The 15,645-nt window shown below is 72.6% G+C and carries 18 protein-coding genes; 12 read left to right on the top strand and 6 right to left on the bottom strand.

Annotation, left to right across the window (positions count from 1 at the left end):
• Nucleotides 1–126: 126 nt before the first annotated feature.
• From AC54T2_RS00415 to AC54T2_RS00455, 9 genes are all read left to right on the top strand, one after another.
• A complete protein-coding gene (locus AC54T2_RS00415) occupies nucleotides 127–924 on the top strand; it encodes a GntR family transcriptional regulator (protein ID WP_496665214.1) in 798 nt (265 codons plus the stop codon).
• Nucleotides 924–1,364: an FAS1-like dehydratase domain-containing protein gene (locus AC54T2_RS00420; protein WP_496665215.1), complete on the top strand. Its 441-nt coding sequence runs from the start codon at nucleotides 924–926 to the stop codon at nucleotides 1,362–1,364. The genes AC54T2_RS00415 and AC54T2_RS00420 overlap by 1 nt, the downstream gene beginning before the upstream one ends.
• On the top strand, nucleotides 1,361–1,768 hold the full coding sequence (locus tag AC54T2_RS00425; protein ID WP_186342727.1) for a MaoC/PaaZ C-terminal domain-containing protein: 408 nt from the start codon (nucleotides 1,361–1,363) through the stop codon (nucleotides 1,766–1,768). Before AC54T2_RS00420 ends, AC54T2_RS00425 begins: the two co-directional genes overlap by 4 nt.
• Entirely contained in the window at nucleotides 1,765–2,685 is a 921-nt protein-coding gene (locus AC54T2_RS00430; RefSeq protein ID WP_186342726.1) for a U32 family peptidase, read from the top strand. Before AC54T2_RS00425 ends, AC54T2_RS00430 begins: the two co-directional genes overlap by 4 nt.
• Nucleotides 2,682–3,224, top strand: a complete 543-nt coding sequence (locus AC54T2_RS00435) for a gamma carbonic anhydrase family protein (RefSeq protein WP_496665216.1) — start codon at nucleotides 2,682–2,684, stop codon at nucleotides 3,222–3,224. Before AC54T2_RS00430 ends, AC54T2_RS00435 begins: the two co-directional genes overlap by 4 nt.
• Nucleotides 3,221–4,591, top strand: a complete 1,371-nt coding sequence (locus AC54T2_RS00440; protein ID WP_186342724.1) for an FAD-binding oxidoreductase — start codon at nucleotides 3,221–3,223, stop codon at nucleotides 4,589–4,591. The genes AC54T2_RS00435 and AC54T2_RS00440 overlap by 4 nt, the downstream gene beginning before the upstream one ends.
• A gap of 82 nt (nucleotides 4,592–4,673) precedes the next feature.
• Entirely contained in the window at nucleotides 4,674–6,134 is a 1,461-nt protein-coding gene (locus tag AC54T2_RS00445) for an aldehyde dehydrogenase family protein (RefSeq protein ID WP_489975063.1), read from the top strand.
• Entirely contained in the window at nucleotides 6,131–7,165 is a 1,035-nt protein-coding gene (locus AC54T2_RS00450; protein ID WP_186342722.1) for an Ldh family oxidoreductase, read from the top strand. Before AC54T2_RS00445 ends, AC54T2_RS00450 begins: the two co-directional genes overlap by 4 nt.
• 1 nt (nucleotide 7,166) lies before the next feature.
• On the top strand, nucleotides 7,167–8,387 hold the full coding sequence (locus AC54T2_RS00455) for an iron-containing alcohol dehydrogenase (protein ID WP_186342721.1): 1,221 nt from the start codon (nucleotides 7,167–7,169) through the stop codon (nucleotides 8,385–8,387).
• A gap of 12 nt (nucleotides 8,388–8,399) precedes the next feature.
• On the opposite strand, the gene AC54T2_RS00460 is transcribed toward AC54T2_RS00455, so the two are convergent.
• From AC54T2_RS00460 to AC54T2_RS00480, 5 genes are read right to left on the bottom strand one after another with little or no spacing between them, the layout of a single operon-like run.
• Nucleotides 8,400–9,029, bottom strand: coding sequence for a YigZ family protein (locus AC54T2_RS00460; protein ID WP_496665217.1), 630 nt, complete (start codon nucleotides 9,027–9,029; stop codon nucleotides 8,400–8,402).
• On the bottom strand, nucleotides 9,026–10,069 hold the full coding sequence (locus tag AC54T2_RS00465; protein ID WP_496665218.1) for a YihY/virulence factor BrkB family protein: 1,044 nt from the start codon (nucleotides 10,067–10,069) through the stop codon (nucleotides 9,026–9,028). The genes AC54T2_RS00460 and AC54T2_RS00465 overlap by 4 nt, the downstream gene beginning before the upstream one ends.
• 35 nt (nucleotides 10,070–10,104) lie before the next feature.
• Nucleotides 10,105–10,884 carry a TSUP family transporter gene (locus AC54T2_RS00470; RefSeq protein WP_496665219.1) on the bottom strand — a complete coding sequence of 260 codons (780 nt, stop codon included), beginning with the start codon at nucleotides 10,882–10,884 and terminating at the stop codon, nucleotides 10,105–10,107.
• Between the two features lie 14 nt (nucleotides 10,885–10,898).
• Nucleotides 10,899–11,306, bottom strand: a complete 408-nt coding sequence (locus tag AC54T2_RS00475) for a hypothetical protein (RefSeq protein ID WP_496665220.1) — start codon at nucleotides 11,304–11,306, stop codon at nucleotides 10,899–10,901.
• Nucleotides 11,307–11,323: 17 nt separating this feature from the next.
• The gene (locus AC54T2_RS00480; RefSeq protein WP_496665221.1) at nucleotides 11,324–12,715 is read right to left on the bottom strand and encodes a cystathionine beta-synthase; all 1,392 of its coding nucleotides are present in this window, start codon (nucleotides 12,713–12,715) and stop codon (nucleotides 11,324–11,326) included.
• Nucleotides 12,716–12,775: 60 nt separating this feature from the next.
• Here AC54T2_RS00480 and AC54T2_RS00485 point away from each other — a divergent pair, with 60 nt between their 5' ends.
• Nucleotides 12,776–13,828 (top strand): SGNH/GDSL hydrolase family protein, encoded by a 1,053-nt coding sequence (locus AC54T2_RS00485; RefSeq protein ID WP_496665222.1) that lies wholly within the window; start codon nucleotides 12,776–12,778, stop codon nucleotides 13,826–13,828.
• A gap of 110 nt (nucleotides 13,829–13,938) precedes the next feature.
• On the opposite strand, the gene AC54T2_RS00490 is transcribed toward AC54T2_RS00485, so the two are convergent.
• Nucleotides 13,939–14,823, bottom strand: coding sequence for a Bax inhibitor-1/YccA family membrane protein (locus AC54T2_RS00490; protein WP_489975067.1), 885 nt, complete (start codon nucleotides 14,821–14,823; stop codon nucleotides 13,939–13,941).
• 188 nt (nucleotides 14,824–15,011) lie between these two features.
• Between AC54T2_RS00490 and AC54T2_RS00495 the strand changes: the two genes are divergently transcribed.
• Nucleotides 15,012–15,227 carry a helix-turn-helix transcriptional regulator gene (locus tag AC54T2_RS00495; protein WP_496665223.1) on the top strand — a complete coding sequence of 72 codons (216 nt, stop codon included), beginning with the start codon at nucleotides 15,012–15,014 and terminating at the stop codon, nucleotides 15,225–15,227.
• The gene (locus tag AC54T2_RS00500) at nucleotides 15,214–15,609 is read left to right on the top strand and encodes a hypothetical protein (RefSeq protein ID WP_496665224.1); all 396 of its coding nucleotides are present in this window, start codon (nucleotides 15,214–15,216) and stop codon (nucleotides 15,607–15,609) included. The genes AC54T2_RS00495 and AC54T2_RS00500 overlap by 14 nt, the downstream gene beginning before the upstream one ends.
• Nucleotides 15,610–15,645: the final 36 nt, after the last annotated feature.

Raw genomic sequence — 15,645 nt, forward strand, 5'->3', positions numbered from 1 at the left:
ATCAGCCGCTGTGGCAAGCATCACAAGGGAATTCATGTGAAATGCCGCACTGCCGCGACCGTCGCGGCCGGGCTGCGGCACACGGTCGAACCGCCGTGCCGACCGGATCGTGCGAGAGGGTGAGTCATGAGTCCACACCAGGAACCTGCGGGCGCCGAACGGCGCATCGCCGCGCCACCCACGATGTCCGTGCTCGCCGCCGAGGCGCTCCGCTCCATGATCCTCAGCGGTGAGCTGCTGCCCGGCGACCGACTCCCGGAGAACACCCTGACCGCCCAGCTGGGCGTCAGTCGCTCGCCCCTGCGGGAGGCGATGTCCGTGCTCGAGCAGGAGGGTCTGATCGTGCAGGCGCCCCGGCGCGGTGCGATCGTCAGGCCGCTCACGGCCCACGACATCTACGAGATCTACACCCTGCGCGCCGAGCTCGAGACGCTCGCCGTCCAGCTCGGCGTCCCCGTGGTGGAGCAGAGCCGTCTGGACCGGCTGCGCGCCGCCTACGCCGACCTCGAGGCCACCACCGGCGTCGACCAGGAGGAGCACACCAGGCACGCGTTCGCGTTCCACCTCGCCCTCGTGGGGCTGGCGGGCCACAGTCGGATCGAGGAGACCTACCGGTCCCTGTCGTTGCAGATGCAGCTCTGCATGGCGATGAACCGGCGCGCGCGGTCCGGCCTGGAGTCCATCGCGGAGGATGCCGTCCGACACCGACCCCTGCTCGACCTCGCGGTGGCCGGGGACCGCGACGGGTTGCTCGAGGTGCTCCGCGACCACGGCCAGCGCACCTTCCTCCTCGATGCCGAGGAGCACCTCGGCGGCAACTCGCCCCAGTCGGAGGCCTGGTTCGCAGAGGTCCGCGCGCAGCTGGAGTCGTCCGCTCAGGACGCTCAGGACACGCCGGACGACGCTCCCGGGCAGGGCGCGTGATGGCGGCCGGCAGGCCCGCGGGGGCGGACACGGACAGTCCCGCGCTGACCCGGCTCCGCGAGGCCGTGGGCTGGCAGGGTCCCCAGCGCGTCGACGTGATCGAACGACGACACCTCGCCGACTACCGCCGCACCCTCGGCCTGGACCCACAAGGCACCGACGTCCCGTTGACGATCTGCGCCTGCTTCCTGTCCGAGCCCCCGCCGATGCCGGCGGCCGAGGCCTACGGGCTCGGCTGGATCAACGGCGGTGACCGCTTCGAGTACGCCGGGCCGCGGCTCACCCTCGGGGACGAGCTGCGCTCTCGCCTGACCTTCACGGCCGTGAGCGAGAAGCACGGCCGCAGCGGGACGTTGGCCGTGCTCACCTTCGAGACCGAGTTCGTCCGCCCGGACGACACGGTCGCCGTCCGCCACATCGGGACGAGGATCCGCCGATGACCGACGCCACGCCCGAGCGCTTCGAACGCGCCCACACCGCCTCGCTGCGCACCCTCGTCCAGTACGCCGGGTCCAGCGGTGACTTCTACGAGATGCACTACGACCTGCCCTTCGCGCACGAGCGCGGCCACCCCGAGCTGTCCGTCCACGGGCTGCTGAAGGCGGCATGGCTCGGACAGCTCGTCGACGACTGGTTCGCAGGCCGGGGCCGGGTCACCTCGTTCGAGGTCTCCTACCGCGGGATGGACTTCCGCGACCAGGCGGTGGCCTGCGGCGGCGAAGTGACTCGGCGGGAGGGCTCCACGGTCGAGCTCTCGCTCTGGACACGCAACGGCGACGGCGACATCACGACGACCGGCGCCGCCACGATCGAGCTCGACGACCCCTCAGGGAGCAACGCATGACCTTGGACCAGATCAGGACGCTGGTGGCCGGCCTCGGGCACCCGGTGGTGACCGGCGAGCCGGAGTCGGCGGGCCGGTTCCCCGACGGGCGCCGGTACCGCATCGAGATCCCGAGCTGTGAAGGGCCGGCCGTGATGGCGGCGGTGCTGGAGGAGGCCACCACCCGCGGGGTCCCCATCGACCGCATCTCCCAGGGCAGCGGCATCATGATGCTCACCGACGATGAGATCACCGCGATGGTGGAGCTCGCCCGCGACCACGACGTCGAGGTCTGCCTCTTCCTCGGTCCGCGCGGCGCCTGGGACACCGGCGCGCAGGCCAAGGTCTCGGCCGCCGTCGGTGGCGCCGCCCGCGGCAACGCGGCGGTCGGCGCCTCGCTGGCCGACGCCGTCCGCGCCTGCGACCTGGGCGTGCGCAGCCTGCTCGTCGGTGACCTCGGCGTCCTCGAGCTGCTCGGCCGGATGAAGGCCGCCGGCGACCTCCCGGCCGACCTGGTCCTCAAGACCTCGGTGCTGATGCCGCTGGGCAACGGACCCACGGCGGCGCTCTACGAGCGGGCGGGCGCCACGAGCCTCAACGTGTCCACCGACCTCACCATCGCGCAGCTCGCCGAGATCCGGGCGGCGACGACCGCACCCATCGACATGTACCTCGAGGTCCCCGACGACCAGGGCGGCAGCGTCCGGATGTACGAGGTGGCCGAGGTCGTGCGGGTGGCCGCGCCGGTCTACCTCAAGCTGGGGGTGCGCAACGCCCCCCACATCTACCCCGTCGGGGCACACCTCGCCCGCGTGGCGGTGGACCTGGGCCGGGAGCGGGTCCGCCGGGCCGAGCTCGTCCTGCGGCTGCTGGCCGAGCTGGCCCCCGACCTCGTCGAGCACCCCACCGCCCCCGCCGTCACCGGGACCCGCGCATGAGGGGCGGTCCGCTGCTGGTGACGCTGCGCGGCGTGGCGCCCGTGGTCGAGCCGGGCGCCTGGATCGCGCCCACCGCGGTGCTCGTGGGCCGCGTGACGGTGCGCGCCGGAGCCAGCATCTGGTTCGGCTCCGTCCTCCGCGCGGAGGAGGGCACGATCGAGGTCGGACCGGACGCCAACATCCAGGACAACTCCGTCCTCCACACCGACGACGGGTTGCACCTCTCCGTGGGCCGCAACACCTCGGTCGGCCACGGCGTCGTGCTGCACGGATGCTCGATCGGCGAGGACGTCGTGGTCGGCATGGGCTCGCGGGTGCTCAACGGGGCGCGGGTCGGCTCCGAGTCGCTCCTCGCCGCGGGAGCAGTCGTGCTCGAGGGCCGGGAGACACCTCCGCGGTCCCTCCTCGCGGGTGTCCCGGCCAAGGTGCGCGGCGAGCTCGACGAGGAGAAGGTCGAGGGCCTGCGCGAGAACGGCCGGATCTACCAGCGGCTGCGAGACGAGTACCTCCTCGCCCTTCCGTGGGACGACGCCCGATGAGCGGCGCGGCGCTCGACGAGCTGATGGCGGCGCTGCCCGCCGACGTGGTGGTCGTCGAACCGGTGACCGTCGAGAACCATCGCCGCGACCGCGCGGACCTGTGCCCGGCCGGGACGCCGCTGGCCCTGGTGCGGCCACGGACGACCGAGCAGGTGCAGGTCGTCATGCGGTGGGCGACCCGACACCGCGTGCCCGTCGTCCCGCAGGGAGCGCGCACCGGCCTCTCCGGTGGCGCGAACGCCGTGGACGGCTGCCTGTTGCTCTCGCTGGCCCGGATGGACGCGATCGTCGAGATCGACCCGCTCGACCAGGTCGCCGTCGTCGAGCCCGGTGTCGTCAACGCGGTCCTGTCGCGTGCTGCCCTCGACGCCGGGCTCTACTACCCGCCCGACCCGTCGTCGTGGGAGGAGTCGACGATCGGCGGCAACATCGCCACGAACGCCGGCGGCCTGTGCTGCGTGAAGTACGGCGTCACCGGCGACTTCGTGCGCGGCCTCGAGGTCGTGCTCGCCGACGGTGAGGTCATCCGCACGGGCCGGCGCACGGTGAAGGGTGTGGCCGGCTACGAGCTGACCAAGCTGCTGGTGGGCTCGGAGGGGACGCTCGGCGTGATCACCCAGGCCACCGTGTCGCTGCGACCGGCTCCCGAGGACGCGCTGACGATGGTCGCGCTCTTCGACGCGGTGCCACCTGCGCTCGAGGCCGCCATGCAGATCATGTCGTCGGGCATCCGGCCCTCCCTGCTCGAGTTCCTCGACGGCCCCTCCATCGCCGCCATCCAGGCCTACCGGGACATGGGCCTGTCGGAGTCGGCGCAGGCCATGCTGCTGCTGCAGTCCGACCGCGGGCCGCTGGCCGCCGACGACGTCACGGCCATGGGCGAGCTGTGCGAGCGGCTCGGCGCCACCGACGTCGCCGTCGCGAGCGACGCGGAGGAGTCGGAGATGCTGCTCGCCGCGCGCCGGATGATCAACCCCGCGGTCGAGCACGTCGGGGCGAGCTTCGTCGACGACGTCGCCGTGCCGCGGGCCAGGCTCGTCGACCTGCTCGACGGCATCGCCGGGATCGCCGCCGAGCACGACGTCCGGATCCTGTGCCCCGGACACATCGGTGACGTCAACATGCACCCCCACGTGGTCTTCGACCGCGGCGATGCCGCGTCCGCAGCCCGGGCCGAGGCCGCGTTCGGCGCGATCATGCAGCTCGCGCTCGAGCTCGGGGGGACCATCACCGGCGAGCACGGCGTCGGGACCTTGAAGAGGCCGTGGCTCGAGCAGGAGATCGGCAGCGTCGGGCTGCGCCTGCAGCGGCGGGTCAAGGAAGCGTTCGACCCGCTCGGCCTCCTCAACCCCGGCAAGGTCGTGTGACCCGCATCCCCAGTCCTGCCCTGCCCCGGGTGACACCACCCGGGCACCCACGCACACCACCAGCACCTCACAGGAGACGGCAATGAGTGACCCCATGAACGTCCTGGCCGCCGAGCACCGGCGGCTCCGGATCGGCGACACCTGGCGCGACGCCGCCGACGGGGCGACGTTCGACGTCGAGGACCCGGCCACGGGCGCGATCATCGCCGAGGTCCCGGACGCAGGCCCCGAGGACGGCCTCGCCGCCCTCGATGCCGCGACGGAGGCGATGGCGGCCTGGGCAGCGACACCGCCGCGCAAGCGCTCGGAGCTGCTGACCGCGACCTACCAGGCCCTGACCGACCGGACCGAGGAGATCGCCCGGCTCATCACGCTCGAGATGGGCAAGCCGCTCGCCGAGGCCCGTGGCGAGGTGGCCTACGGCGCGGAGTTCTTCCGCTGGTTCGCCGAGGAGGCGGTGCGCGTGGAGGGCCGCTACAGCACCGCTCCCGCCGGGGGCTACCGCATCCTCACCGTGCCGAAGCCGGTCGGCCCGTGTGTCTTCGTGACACCCTGGAACTTCCCCCTGGCCATGGGGGCGCGCAAGATCGCTCCGGCGTTGGCCGCTGGCTGCACGACGATCACCAAGCCTGCTGGGCAGACGCCCCTCACGATGCTGCTCCTCGCCCGCATCATGGAGGAGGTCGGCGTCCCTCCGGGCGTCGTCAACGTGGTGACGACCGAGCGTTCCGGCGAGGTCGTCTCGGCGCTCCTCGCCGATCGGCGGACCCGCAAGGTCTCGTTCACCGGCTCGACCGAGGTCGGCCGCCTGCTGCTGCGTCAGGCGGCCGACAACGTGCTGCGGACCTCCATGGAGCTCGGCGGCAACGCGGCCCTGATCGTGTGCGCCGACGCCGATCTCGACGTGGCGGTGGACGGCGCGATGGTGGCCAAGATGCGCAACATCGGCGAGTCGTGCATCGCGGCCAACCGCATCTACGTCGAGGAGCCGGTGCGCGAGGAGTTCACGGCGCGCTTCACCGAGCGGATGGGCGCGCTGTCGATGGGCCACGGGCTCGAGGACGGCACGGACGTCGGGGCGCTGATCGACGAGGCCTCGGTCACCAAGATCGACGGCCTCGTCACCGACGCCGTCGAGCGCGGCGCCAAGGTCCTGGTGGGCGGCGAGCGCCCGGACGGCCCGGGGTACTTCTACCCGCCGACGGTCCTGGTCGACGTCCCCGAGGACGCCCGGCTGCTGGAGGAGGAGATCTTCGGCCCGGTGGCGCCGATCATCTCCTTCACCTCCGACGACGAGGTGATGGCGAAGGCCAACGACACCGAGCACGGCCTGGTCGGCTACGTCTTCACCCGGGACCTCCAGCGCGCGCTCCGCTTCACCGAGGGCCTGGAGACCGGGATGCTCGGCATCAACCGGGGCCTGATCTCGGACCCGTCGGCCCCCTTCGGCGGCGTGAAGCAGTCCGGGATCGGCAAGGAGGGGTCGCACGAGGGCATCCTCGAGTACCTCGAGGTCACCTACGCGGCGGTCGACCTGCCGTGACCGACCTGCTCCGGGTGCCCGTCAGCGAGCACCGCGACGTGTCCACGCGCGTCCTCACCGCCCTCGGGGTGCCGGAGGCGGCGGCGCGCGAGCAGGCGGAGCTGCTGCTGGAGGGCGACCTCCGCGGCCACGCCTCCCACGGCCTCCGCCGCCTCGACATGCTCGCCCAACGGCTGCGCAGCGGTGCCGCACGGGCGGACGCCCGGCCCACGAGCACCTGGGTCACGGAGTCGGTCCTCGTCGTCGACGGTGACGGCGGGCTCGGTCCGCCGATCGCCCGGCGCGCCACCGAGGAGCTGCTCGGCAGGGTCGCCGAGAGCGGGGTGGCGGTCGCCGCCGTCCGCAACGCCAACCACCTGGGCATGCTTGCGCCCTACGTCGAGGCGATGGCCGCGGCAGGAGTCGTCGGCATCGCGCTGACCACCAGCGAGGCCCTGGTCCACCCGTGGGGCGGGACCCAGGCACTGGTCGGCACCAACCCGCTCGCCGTCGCGGTGCCGGTGCCGGGCGAGGACCCGCTCGTCCTCGACATGGCGACCGGCCAGGTGTCGCGCGGCAAGGTCCTCGACCACGCCGCCCGCGGCCTGCCGCTGGCGCCCGGGGACGCTGTCGACGCCGACGGCGTGCCGACCACGGACGCCGCCGCCGCGGTCGACGGGGCGATCAGTCCGTTCGGGGGCCCGAAGGGCTACGCCCTCGGCGTCATGCTCGAGGTGCTGGTCGCGACCCTGACCCGCACGGCGCTCGGCCAGGACGTGCGCGGGACCCTCGACCCGACCGATCCGTCCACCAAGGGCGACCTCTTCATCGCCATGGACCCGGCGGTCTTCGGGTCCGGCACCGCTCCGGTCGCCGACTACCTCGCCACGCTCCGGCAGACCACGCCGGCGCCGGGGCACGACCGGGTCCTCGTCCCCGGCGACCGGGCCCGGGCCACCCGCGCCGCCAACCTCGCTGCCGGCGTCCCGGTCGCCCAGGGGACCTGGGCGACCGCCCAACAGATCGCAGCCGACCTCTCCGAAAGGCACTGACATGCTCGAGACCGTTCGTGGACCACGCCAGCTGATGGTGGGCGAGGGAGTCGCGGAGAACGTCCCGCGGGTGGTGGCCGAGTGCGGCTCGCGCGTCCTCATCGTGACCGACCGCGTCCTCCTCGCCCAGCCGCGGGTGGCCGAGCTGATCGCCGCCGTGCAGGCCAGGGTCGCCACGGTGGCGGTCTTCGCCGACGCGACGCCCGACGTGCCCCTCACGGACGTCGACCTCGCGGTGGCCGCCGCTGCCCAGGTCGACGCGGACGTGCTGCTCGCCATCGGTGGCGGCACGGTCATCGACCTCGCCAAGATCGTCGGGGTCATCCACCGCTACGGCGGAGCGCCGCGCGACTACTACGGCGAGTCCCGGGTGCCCGGACCGACGATGCCCCTCGTGGCCGTGCCCACGACATCCGGCACGGGCTCCGAGCTCACCCCCGTGTCCGTGCTGACCGACCCCGAGCGCGAGCTGAAGGTCGGTGTCTCGAGCGTCCACATCGTGCCCGACTTCGCCGTCGTCGACCCCGAGCTCACCTACTCGTGCCCCGCGACCGCCACGGCGTACTCCGGCATCGACGCGTTCTGCCACGCGGTCGAGAGCTACATCGCCGCCCCCCGTGCCCACGAACCGCGCGACCTGGTGGAGCAGGTCTTCCTCGGCCGCAACCCGATCACCGACCACTACGCGCTCCAGGGCGCCGAGCGCATCGCCCGCAGCCTGCGCCGCGCCGTCCGCGACGGCAACGACGTGGTGGCCCGGGCGGACATGTCCTACGGGTCCGTGCTCGCCGGGCTGGCGTTCTCGCACGCAGGCAATGGCGCCCCGCACGCCCTGCAGTACCCGATCGGCGCAGCCACCCACACGCCGCACGGCCTCGGAGTGGGACTGCTGCTGCCCTACGCCCTGGTCGCGGCGCGCGAGGTGATCGGCGACCGGCTGGCCACCTTGTCGAGGGTGTGCGGACTGGAGGTGGACGGCTCCTCGGAGAGCGAGGCCGCGGACGCGTTCGTGCCCTGGCTCGTCCAGCTCCTGGCAGACATCGGCATCCCCGCCAGCCTGGCCGACATCGGCGTCGAGCGCGCCGACCTGCCGCGGTTCGCCGACATGGCCAGCGGGGTCACCCGGCTGATCCAGAACCACCCGGGTCCGACCGACACCGCCAGCCTGACGGCGTTGCTCGAGGCCGCGTGGCTCGGCGACCCCACCGCAGCGACTCGCTGATCGACCGGGACGTCACGCGCTGACGTCGACCCACCGCTCCCCCACCGCGACCGGGCGCACCCGGCCGCCCGTGGCCGCGGCGACGAGCTCGTCGAGGCGCGCGACCTCACCGGGCGGGGCGGCCAGCAGCAGCCGCACCTGCGCGTCGTACGTCGCGTCGAGGACCGCGACGCCCCGTGCGCGCAGCTCCCCCTCCACGCGGCCCGCGTCGGCGTGGTCGAGGTCGACCGCCAGCTCGGTCAGCAGCGAGCGGCGCAGCACCCCCGCCTCGGCCACCGCACCCCGCACGGCGTCGCCATACGCCCGGACCAGGCCGCCCGCGCCCAGCAGCGTGCCGCCGAACCACCGGGTCACCACCGCCGCGACGTCGCTCAGCCCGGCCCCGCGGAGCACCTCCAGCATCGGGGCGCCCGCCGTGCCCGCCGGCTCGCCGTCGTCGGAGGAGCGCTGGACGGCGGCGTCCGGACCGAGCACGAACGCCGAGCAGTGGTGGCGCGCGTCCCAGTGCTCGCGGCGCAGGGCGGCCACGAGCGCGCGGGCCTCGTCCTCGGTGGACACCCGGCGCAGCGTGCACAGGAAGCGCGAGCCGCGGTCCTCCACCATCGCGCTCGCGTCGCGCGCGATCGTGAGGTAGGACGTCACGCCGGGCGTTGCGACGGCTCGTCGGTCGTGTCGGGCTCGGCGGCGGGACTCTCGGCGGGACTCTCGGCGGGGCCGGGCTTCCAGCGCACCACCACCTCCTCGAACCCCTTGTGCCGCTGCATGCCCGCGTAGAGGGCGTAGGCCGTGCGGTCGGCATCGGTGAGCTCGACGTTGTCGGTGAACGGCGTGAGCAGGGCCCGCGGCCACAGCCGGCGCGAGAGCACCACGTTGATCTCGGTGGCCAGCACGGCCATCACCGCGCCGATCCACAGGAAGCCGATCAGGCCGAGGACGAGGCCGAACGTCTTGGTCATCGAGGTGGTGTTGACCAGCGTGCGGTCGACGTAGGCCGCGCCGCCGATCTGGAGCAGCTGCCACATCACCGCGAGGGTGAACCCTCCCGGCGCCGCCCGCCAGAACGAGTGCTGGCCGGTGGCGGCGAAGCGGAAGAGGTAGGTCAACCCGGTGCCGACCAGCAGCACGGTGAGCAGCGGGAGCAGCCCCTTCACCGCGCCGCCGATGACCTCGGTGAACAGGTCGGTGGTGCTGGCGATGGTCGACACGATCGTCACCGCGAGCAGCGAGAGGCCGGCGGTCAGGAGCAGCAGCAGCGTCTTGACCCGGGCGTAGAACGGGTTGGGACGGCTGTTGCGCGGCACCGACCAGGCGACGTGCTGGGTGTTCTGCAGCGCCTGGCCGAGCCCCATCGCGCCGTAGAGCGCGGCGAGCCCACCGACGACGACACCGGTGACCGAGCCCTGCAGCCCCTCGGGCCGGCCGAGCTCGTCGCCGATGATCGGGAACTGCGAGAGCGCGGAGTTGAGGATCGCCTCCTGCCACTGCGGCTCGTTGCGCAGGACCAGGCCGAGGATCGAGGTGCCGAGCAGCATCAGCGGGAAGATCGCGATGAAGGCGTAGTAGGTCAGCGCGGCCGCGAGGTAGGGGCCCTGGTCGTCGAAGAACTTGTAGACGACGGCGATCGGGAAGCCCAGCACGGGATGACGGCGTTGGAACCCGTCGACTGCCGAGACCGCTCCCACCTGATGGAGGCTACCGGGCGCACCCGCCGATCCCGTCACCACCAGCCGAGCAGCTGTCCGCCGAGTCGCACGACGAACCCCGACACCACGACGAGGAAGAACGCCCGGACGAAGCGCGCGCCGCGCGCCATCGCCAGCCGGGCGCCGCAGTAGCCGCCGGTCACGTTGGCAGCCGCCATGACCAGCGCGAGGTCCCAGATGACCGCGCCCTGGGGGATGAAGACGGCCAACGCGGCCAGGTTGGTCGCCCAGTTGGCGAGCTTGGCCTTGGCGGACGCCTCGAGGAAGTTGTAGCCCAGCAGCCCGACCAGCGCGAACACCAGGAACGAGCCGGTGCCGGGGCCGATGGCGCCGTCGTAGAACCCGATGGTCAGGCCGGTCAGGGCCACGACGGCGAGGTGTCGGCCCTGCTGGAAGCGCAGCCGGGTCAGCTCGCCGACGCTGGGGCGCATCAGGACGTAGCCGCCGACGACCACCAGCACCACGAGGATGATCGGGTCGAAGGCGCTGCGCGGCAGCATCGAGGCCACCAGCGCCCCGCCCGCCGACCCGAGGCCGGCTGCCAGCATCAGCGGCAGGAACGTGCGCGGGTCGGGCCGGATGCGCCGCACGTACGTCGCTGCGCTGATCGACGTGCCGCAGAACGACGCCAGCTTGTTGGTGGCCGCGATCTGCACCACGGACGCGCCCGGCAGGCCCACCAGCAGGGCGGGCAGCTGCACCAGGCCACCGCCGCCGACGACGGCGTCGACGAACCCGGCGACCAGCGCCGCCAGCACCAGGAAGAGGACGACCTCGGCGGAGAGGTCACCCATGTCGAGCCCCCACGTCAGCTGGAGGTGGTGTCTCGGCTGAACTCCTGCACGACGACGGCGTCGTAGTCCTCGGGCATGGTGGCGCTCAGGCCGGGGCAGACGAACTCCTGCGACTGGTCGGGCTCCATGGTGGCGGCCGAGCAGTTGAGGGTCGCGACCGGCGCCCCGTCGGCGGAGAACACCATCTCGAAGAGCGCTGCCCGCTCCTCGTCCGAGGCGTTGGTGATCGTGCCCCTCACCTCGGGGGTGGTCACCTCCTCAGCGCCCGTCGACCGCTTGACGCCGGTGAGCTTCCAGCCCTCCTCGACGCTGAAGCCGTTCCAGGTGAAGGCCTCGCCGACCTCGACCTCGACCGGGTCGGTGCCGGTGTCGACGTCGTCGCCGCACGCGCCCAGCGCGCCGAGGCACGCGACGGACAGCACGGTGGCAGCGAGCCGCCTCACGAGGAGGCCACGAACGTGAGCAGGTCCTGGCGGGTCAGCACGCCGATGGGCTTGCCGTCCTCCTGCACCAGCACCGCGTCGGCGTGCTCGAGGAGCTTGACGGCGTCGGCGGCGGCCTCGGTCGAGCCGATGGTCGGCAGCGCCTCCGACATGTGGTCCTCGACCTGGTCGGTCAGCTTGGCGTTGCCGGTGAAGAGCGCGTCGAGGAGGGTGCGCTCGGAGACCGATCCGGCGACCTCGGCGGCCACGATCGGCGGCTCGGCCCGGACGACGGGCATCTGGCTGACGCCGTACTCCTGCAGGATGTGGACGGCCTCGGCGATCGTCTCGCCGGGGTGGGTGTGCACCAGGTCGGGCAGCCGTCCGGCCTTGCCGTGCAGCACCTCGCCGACGGTGCGGTGGTCGGCCTGCGCGCCGGTGGCGAAGCCGTACTGGCCGAGCCAGTCGTCGTTGAAGACCTTGGTGAGGTAGCCGCGGCCCGAGTCGGGCAGCAGCACCACGACCACGGCGTCGGTGCGCCCCTCGGCGGCCAGCTCGTGGGCGACCTGGCGGGCGGCGAAGGCGGCCATGCCGGCGGACCCGCCGACGAGCATGGCCTCCTCACGGGCCAGGCGCCGGGTGAAGGCGAACGAGTCGGCGTCGGAGACCTCGATGACGCGGTCGGCCACGCCCCGGTCGTAGGTGTCGGGCCAGAAGTCCTCGCCCACGCCCTCGACGAGGTAGGGACGGCCGGTGCCGCCGGAGTAGACCGACCCGGCCGGGTCGGCGCCGACGACCTGGATGTCGGGGTTCTGCTCCTTGAGGTAGCGCCCCACCCCGCTGATCGTGCCGCCGGTGCCCATGCCGGTCACGAAGTGGGTGATCCGGCCGTCGGTCTGCTCCCAGATCTCCGGGCCGGTGGTCTCGTAGTGCGAGCGCGGGTTGTGGGGGTTGGAGTACTGGTCGGGCTTCCACGCCCCGGGCTGGGAGGCGAGGCGGTCGCTGACGTTGTAGTAGGAGTCGGGGTGCTCGGGCGCGACGGCGGTCGGGCACACCACGACCTCGGCGCCGTAGGCCTTGAGCACGTTGCGCTTGTCCTCGCTGACCTTGTCGGGGCACACGAAGATGCAGTGGTAGCCCTTCTGCTGGGCCACCATCGCCAGCCCGACGCCGGTGTTGCCCGAGGTCGGCTCGACGATCGTGCCGCCCGGCTGAAGCTCCCCCGACGCCTCGGCGGCCTCGATCATCCGGGATGCGATGCGGTCCTTCACCGAGCCGCCCGGGTTGAGGTACTCCACCTTCGCCAGCACCAGGGGGGCGGCCGCGCCCTCGGGGAGGTCGATGGTCCGGCCGAGCCGGACGAGCGGAGTGTTGCCGATGAGGTCGAGGAGCGAGTTCACGTACTGCACCCGGCCAATCTAGCCCGCCGTTCGCCCGAGACCGTCACTGCCGTTGCGTAGCATCAGGGTGTGGGGGCAACAGGAGCAGCACGCAAGCTGGCATCGGCCGCCGCCCTGGGCGGTGGCGGGCTGTCCGTGCTCGGCGCCGGGCTCTACGGGGTCCTGGTCGCCGAGGCGAAGTTCGCGCGGCGGATCATCGGCAACGCGACCGACATCCCGCCCGACGCCACCGGCTGGTACGGCCGCGGCCGTCCCGGGCCGGCGATCCGCATCGCCCTGCTGGGCGACTCGGCCGCTGCCGGCTACGGCGTCGAGCGGGTCGAGGACACGACCGGCGCCCACCTGGCCACCGGCGTCGCCGCCCAGGCCGACCGCCGGGTCCACCTGCGCTCGTTCGCCGTGGTGGGCGCCCAGTCGAGCGCGCTGGGCGAGCAGGTCGACGCCGCGATCGGCACCCACCCCGACCTCGCCGTCGTGCTCATCGGCGCCAACGACGTCACCAACACCGTGCTGCCGTCCGCGTCGGTGCGCCACCTCGCGGAGGGCGTACGCCGCCTGCGCGAGGCGGGCATCGTGGTCGTCGTCGGCACCTGTCCCGACCTCGGCACCATCCGCCCCATCCCGCCGCCGCTCAAGCAGATCGCACGCGAGTGGTCGCGGCGCCTCGCGGCAGCGCAGACCATCACGGTCGTGGAGAACGGCGGCAGGTCCGTCTCGCTCGGCGACATCCTCGGCCCGGAGTTCGACGCGGCTCCCGCGGTGCTCTTCGGTCCCGACCGGTTCCACCCCTCGGCCGACGGCTACAAGCAGCTCGCGTCGGTGCTGGTCCCCTCGTGCCTGGCCGCCCTCGACCTGCTGCCCGAGGACGAGGCGATGCCCGAGCCGCGGCGTCGCGAGGGCATCCTCCCGGTCGCGGCCGCGGCCGTGCGTGCCGCGCGCACGCCCGGCACGGAGGTCGACGGCACCGAGGTCGGCGGCACCCAGCGCGGCCTGCGCGGTCGCTGGGTCGAGCTGCGGCACCGCCGGCGCCGCCCCACCCCCGACGCGGAGTCGCCGGGCGAGCACGAGGAGGAGGACACCGCCGGGGTCTCCCCCGCCGGCACCTCCCCCGCCAGCAGCTGAGCCGGCAGCAGCTCCGCCGGCCAGGACTGAGCCTCCGGACGCACCGCGGCCCGCCCGAGCTGTGCTCGGGCGGGCCGTGGTGTGTGGTTCAGGTGGTGCGGCTCAGCGGATCAGTCGCCACGCAGGATCGCGAGGATCCGGAGCAGGTTGGTGTAGATCCAGACCAGGCTGACGGTCAGGCCGAAGGCCGCGCGCCACGACTCGCGCTCGGGGAGGCCGGCGGCGACGCCGTTCTCCACGAAGTCGAAGTCGAGGATCAGCATGAAGACACCGAGCGTCAGGCCGACGATCGACATGACCAGGCCCAGGGTGCCGAAGCCGAACAGGCCGGTCTGGACGCCGAAGAGGCTGAGCACCAGGGACAGCAGGCCGAGGCCGACCATGCCGAGCATGCCCGCGACCACGAAGGTGCGGAACTTGGCGCCGACCTTGATGTCGAAGAACTTGTAGGCGGCCAGCGTGCCGATGAAGGCGGCGAAGGTGCCGAGCACGGCCTGGGTGACGATGCCGTCACCGAACTGGGCGTCGAACACCTTGCTGATCGCACCGAGGGCGACACCCTCGGCGGCAGCGAAGGCCAGGACCAGGGCGGGGCTGATCACGCGCTTGAAGCTGTTGACCAGCGACAGCAGGAACGCGCCGCCCGCGCCGAGCATGGCCAGCAGGCTGGCCTGACCCAGTGCGTCGCTGTCGGCCACGGTGCGGCCGAACGAGTCGGTCGTGACCATGTCGCCGATCCACCACCAGGTGAGGAACGCCGTCACGAAGACGAGGCCCACCGACATGGCGGTCTTCTGCACCACCGAGTCAACGGTCATCCGGCCCTGGTCGACCTGACCGGGCGCGCCGGTGCCCCACGTCGACGGGTCGGTGCCGGCGTCGCCGTAGCCGGGGTAGGCGGAGCCGCCGCCGGCGTGGGTCTGGTTGCCGTAGGCGTTCGACGAGGCGCGGTTGAACTCCTCGGAACGGGCGAAAACAGGGTTGTTGCTCTTCATGGTCTCTCCTTGGAGGCCGCCCCCGGAGCTTCCGGAGGGTGGGCGCCGTCGCGGTGACGACGCCTGTGGTGTCACGCCACTCTAGCCGGGGTGACATCGGTTGAAACGCGGGCACGGACCGCGGTGTTCCCCTCACAGCAACTTCTCAGGTTGGCGCGCGATGTCAAGCGACCTTGACAACTCTGGTCATGTCAAGCACCCTTTACGTCGTGCGCAACACCATCCGCGAGGTACGGCTCGAGCGCGGCCTGTCGCAGGCCCAGCTCGCGGAGGCGATGGGCGTCTCGCGTCAGACCATCATCTCGATCGAGACGGGGCGCTACCTCCCGTCCCTCCCGTTGGCCGTCAGCCTCGCCCGATTCTTCGACACCGCAGTAGAGGAGCTCTTCCATGACGACGACTGACGTCACGCAGCGCAGGCGCTGGGCGATCCCGACCGTCGCAGTCGCGATCGGTGTGGCCTACCTCGTCGCAGGCCTCATGGGCGGCGACACGGCCTTCGCGTGGGGCGGCCTGGCCCTGATGACGGCGGTGGCCGTCGGGGCCTGGTTGCTCAGCATGCGCAGCGAGACCGTCGAGGGACTGCTCGATCGCCGGGACGAACGCATCAACAGCATCGACCGCGACGCGTCCCTCGTCAGCGGGATGGTCGTCCTCGTCGCGGTCCTGGTGGGATTCGTCGTGGAGGTCGCCCTCGGGCGGGACGGACAGCCCTACGTCACCCTCGGCGCCATCGGCGGACTGGCGTACGTCGCCGCGCTGGTCTGGCTCCGCTTCCGCCGGTGATCCGCCGCAGGCACGACCTGGAGCCCGATCGCGACC

It is taken from the genome of Nocardioides sp. Z35_8, assembly GCF_059621125.1.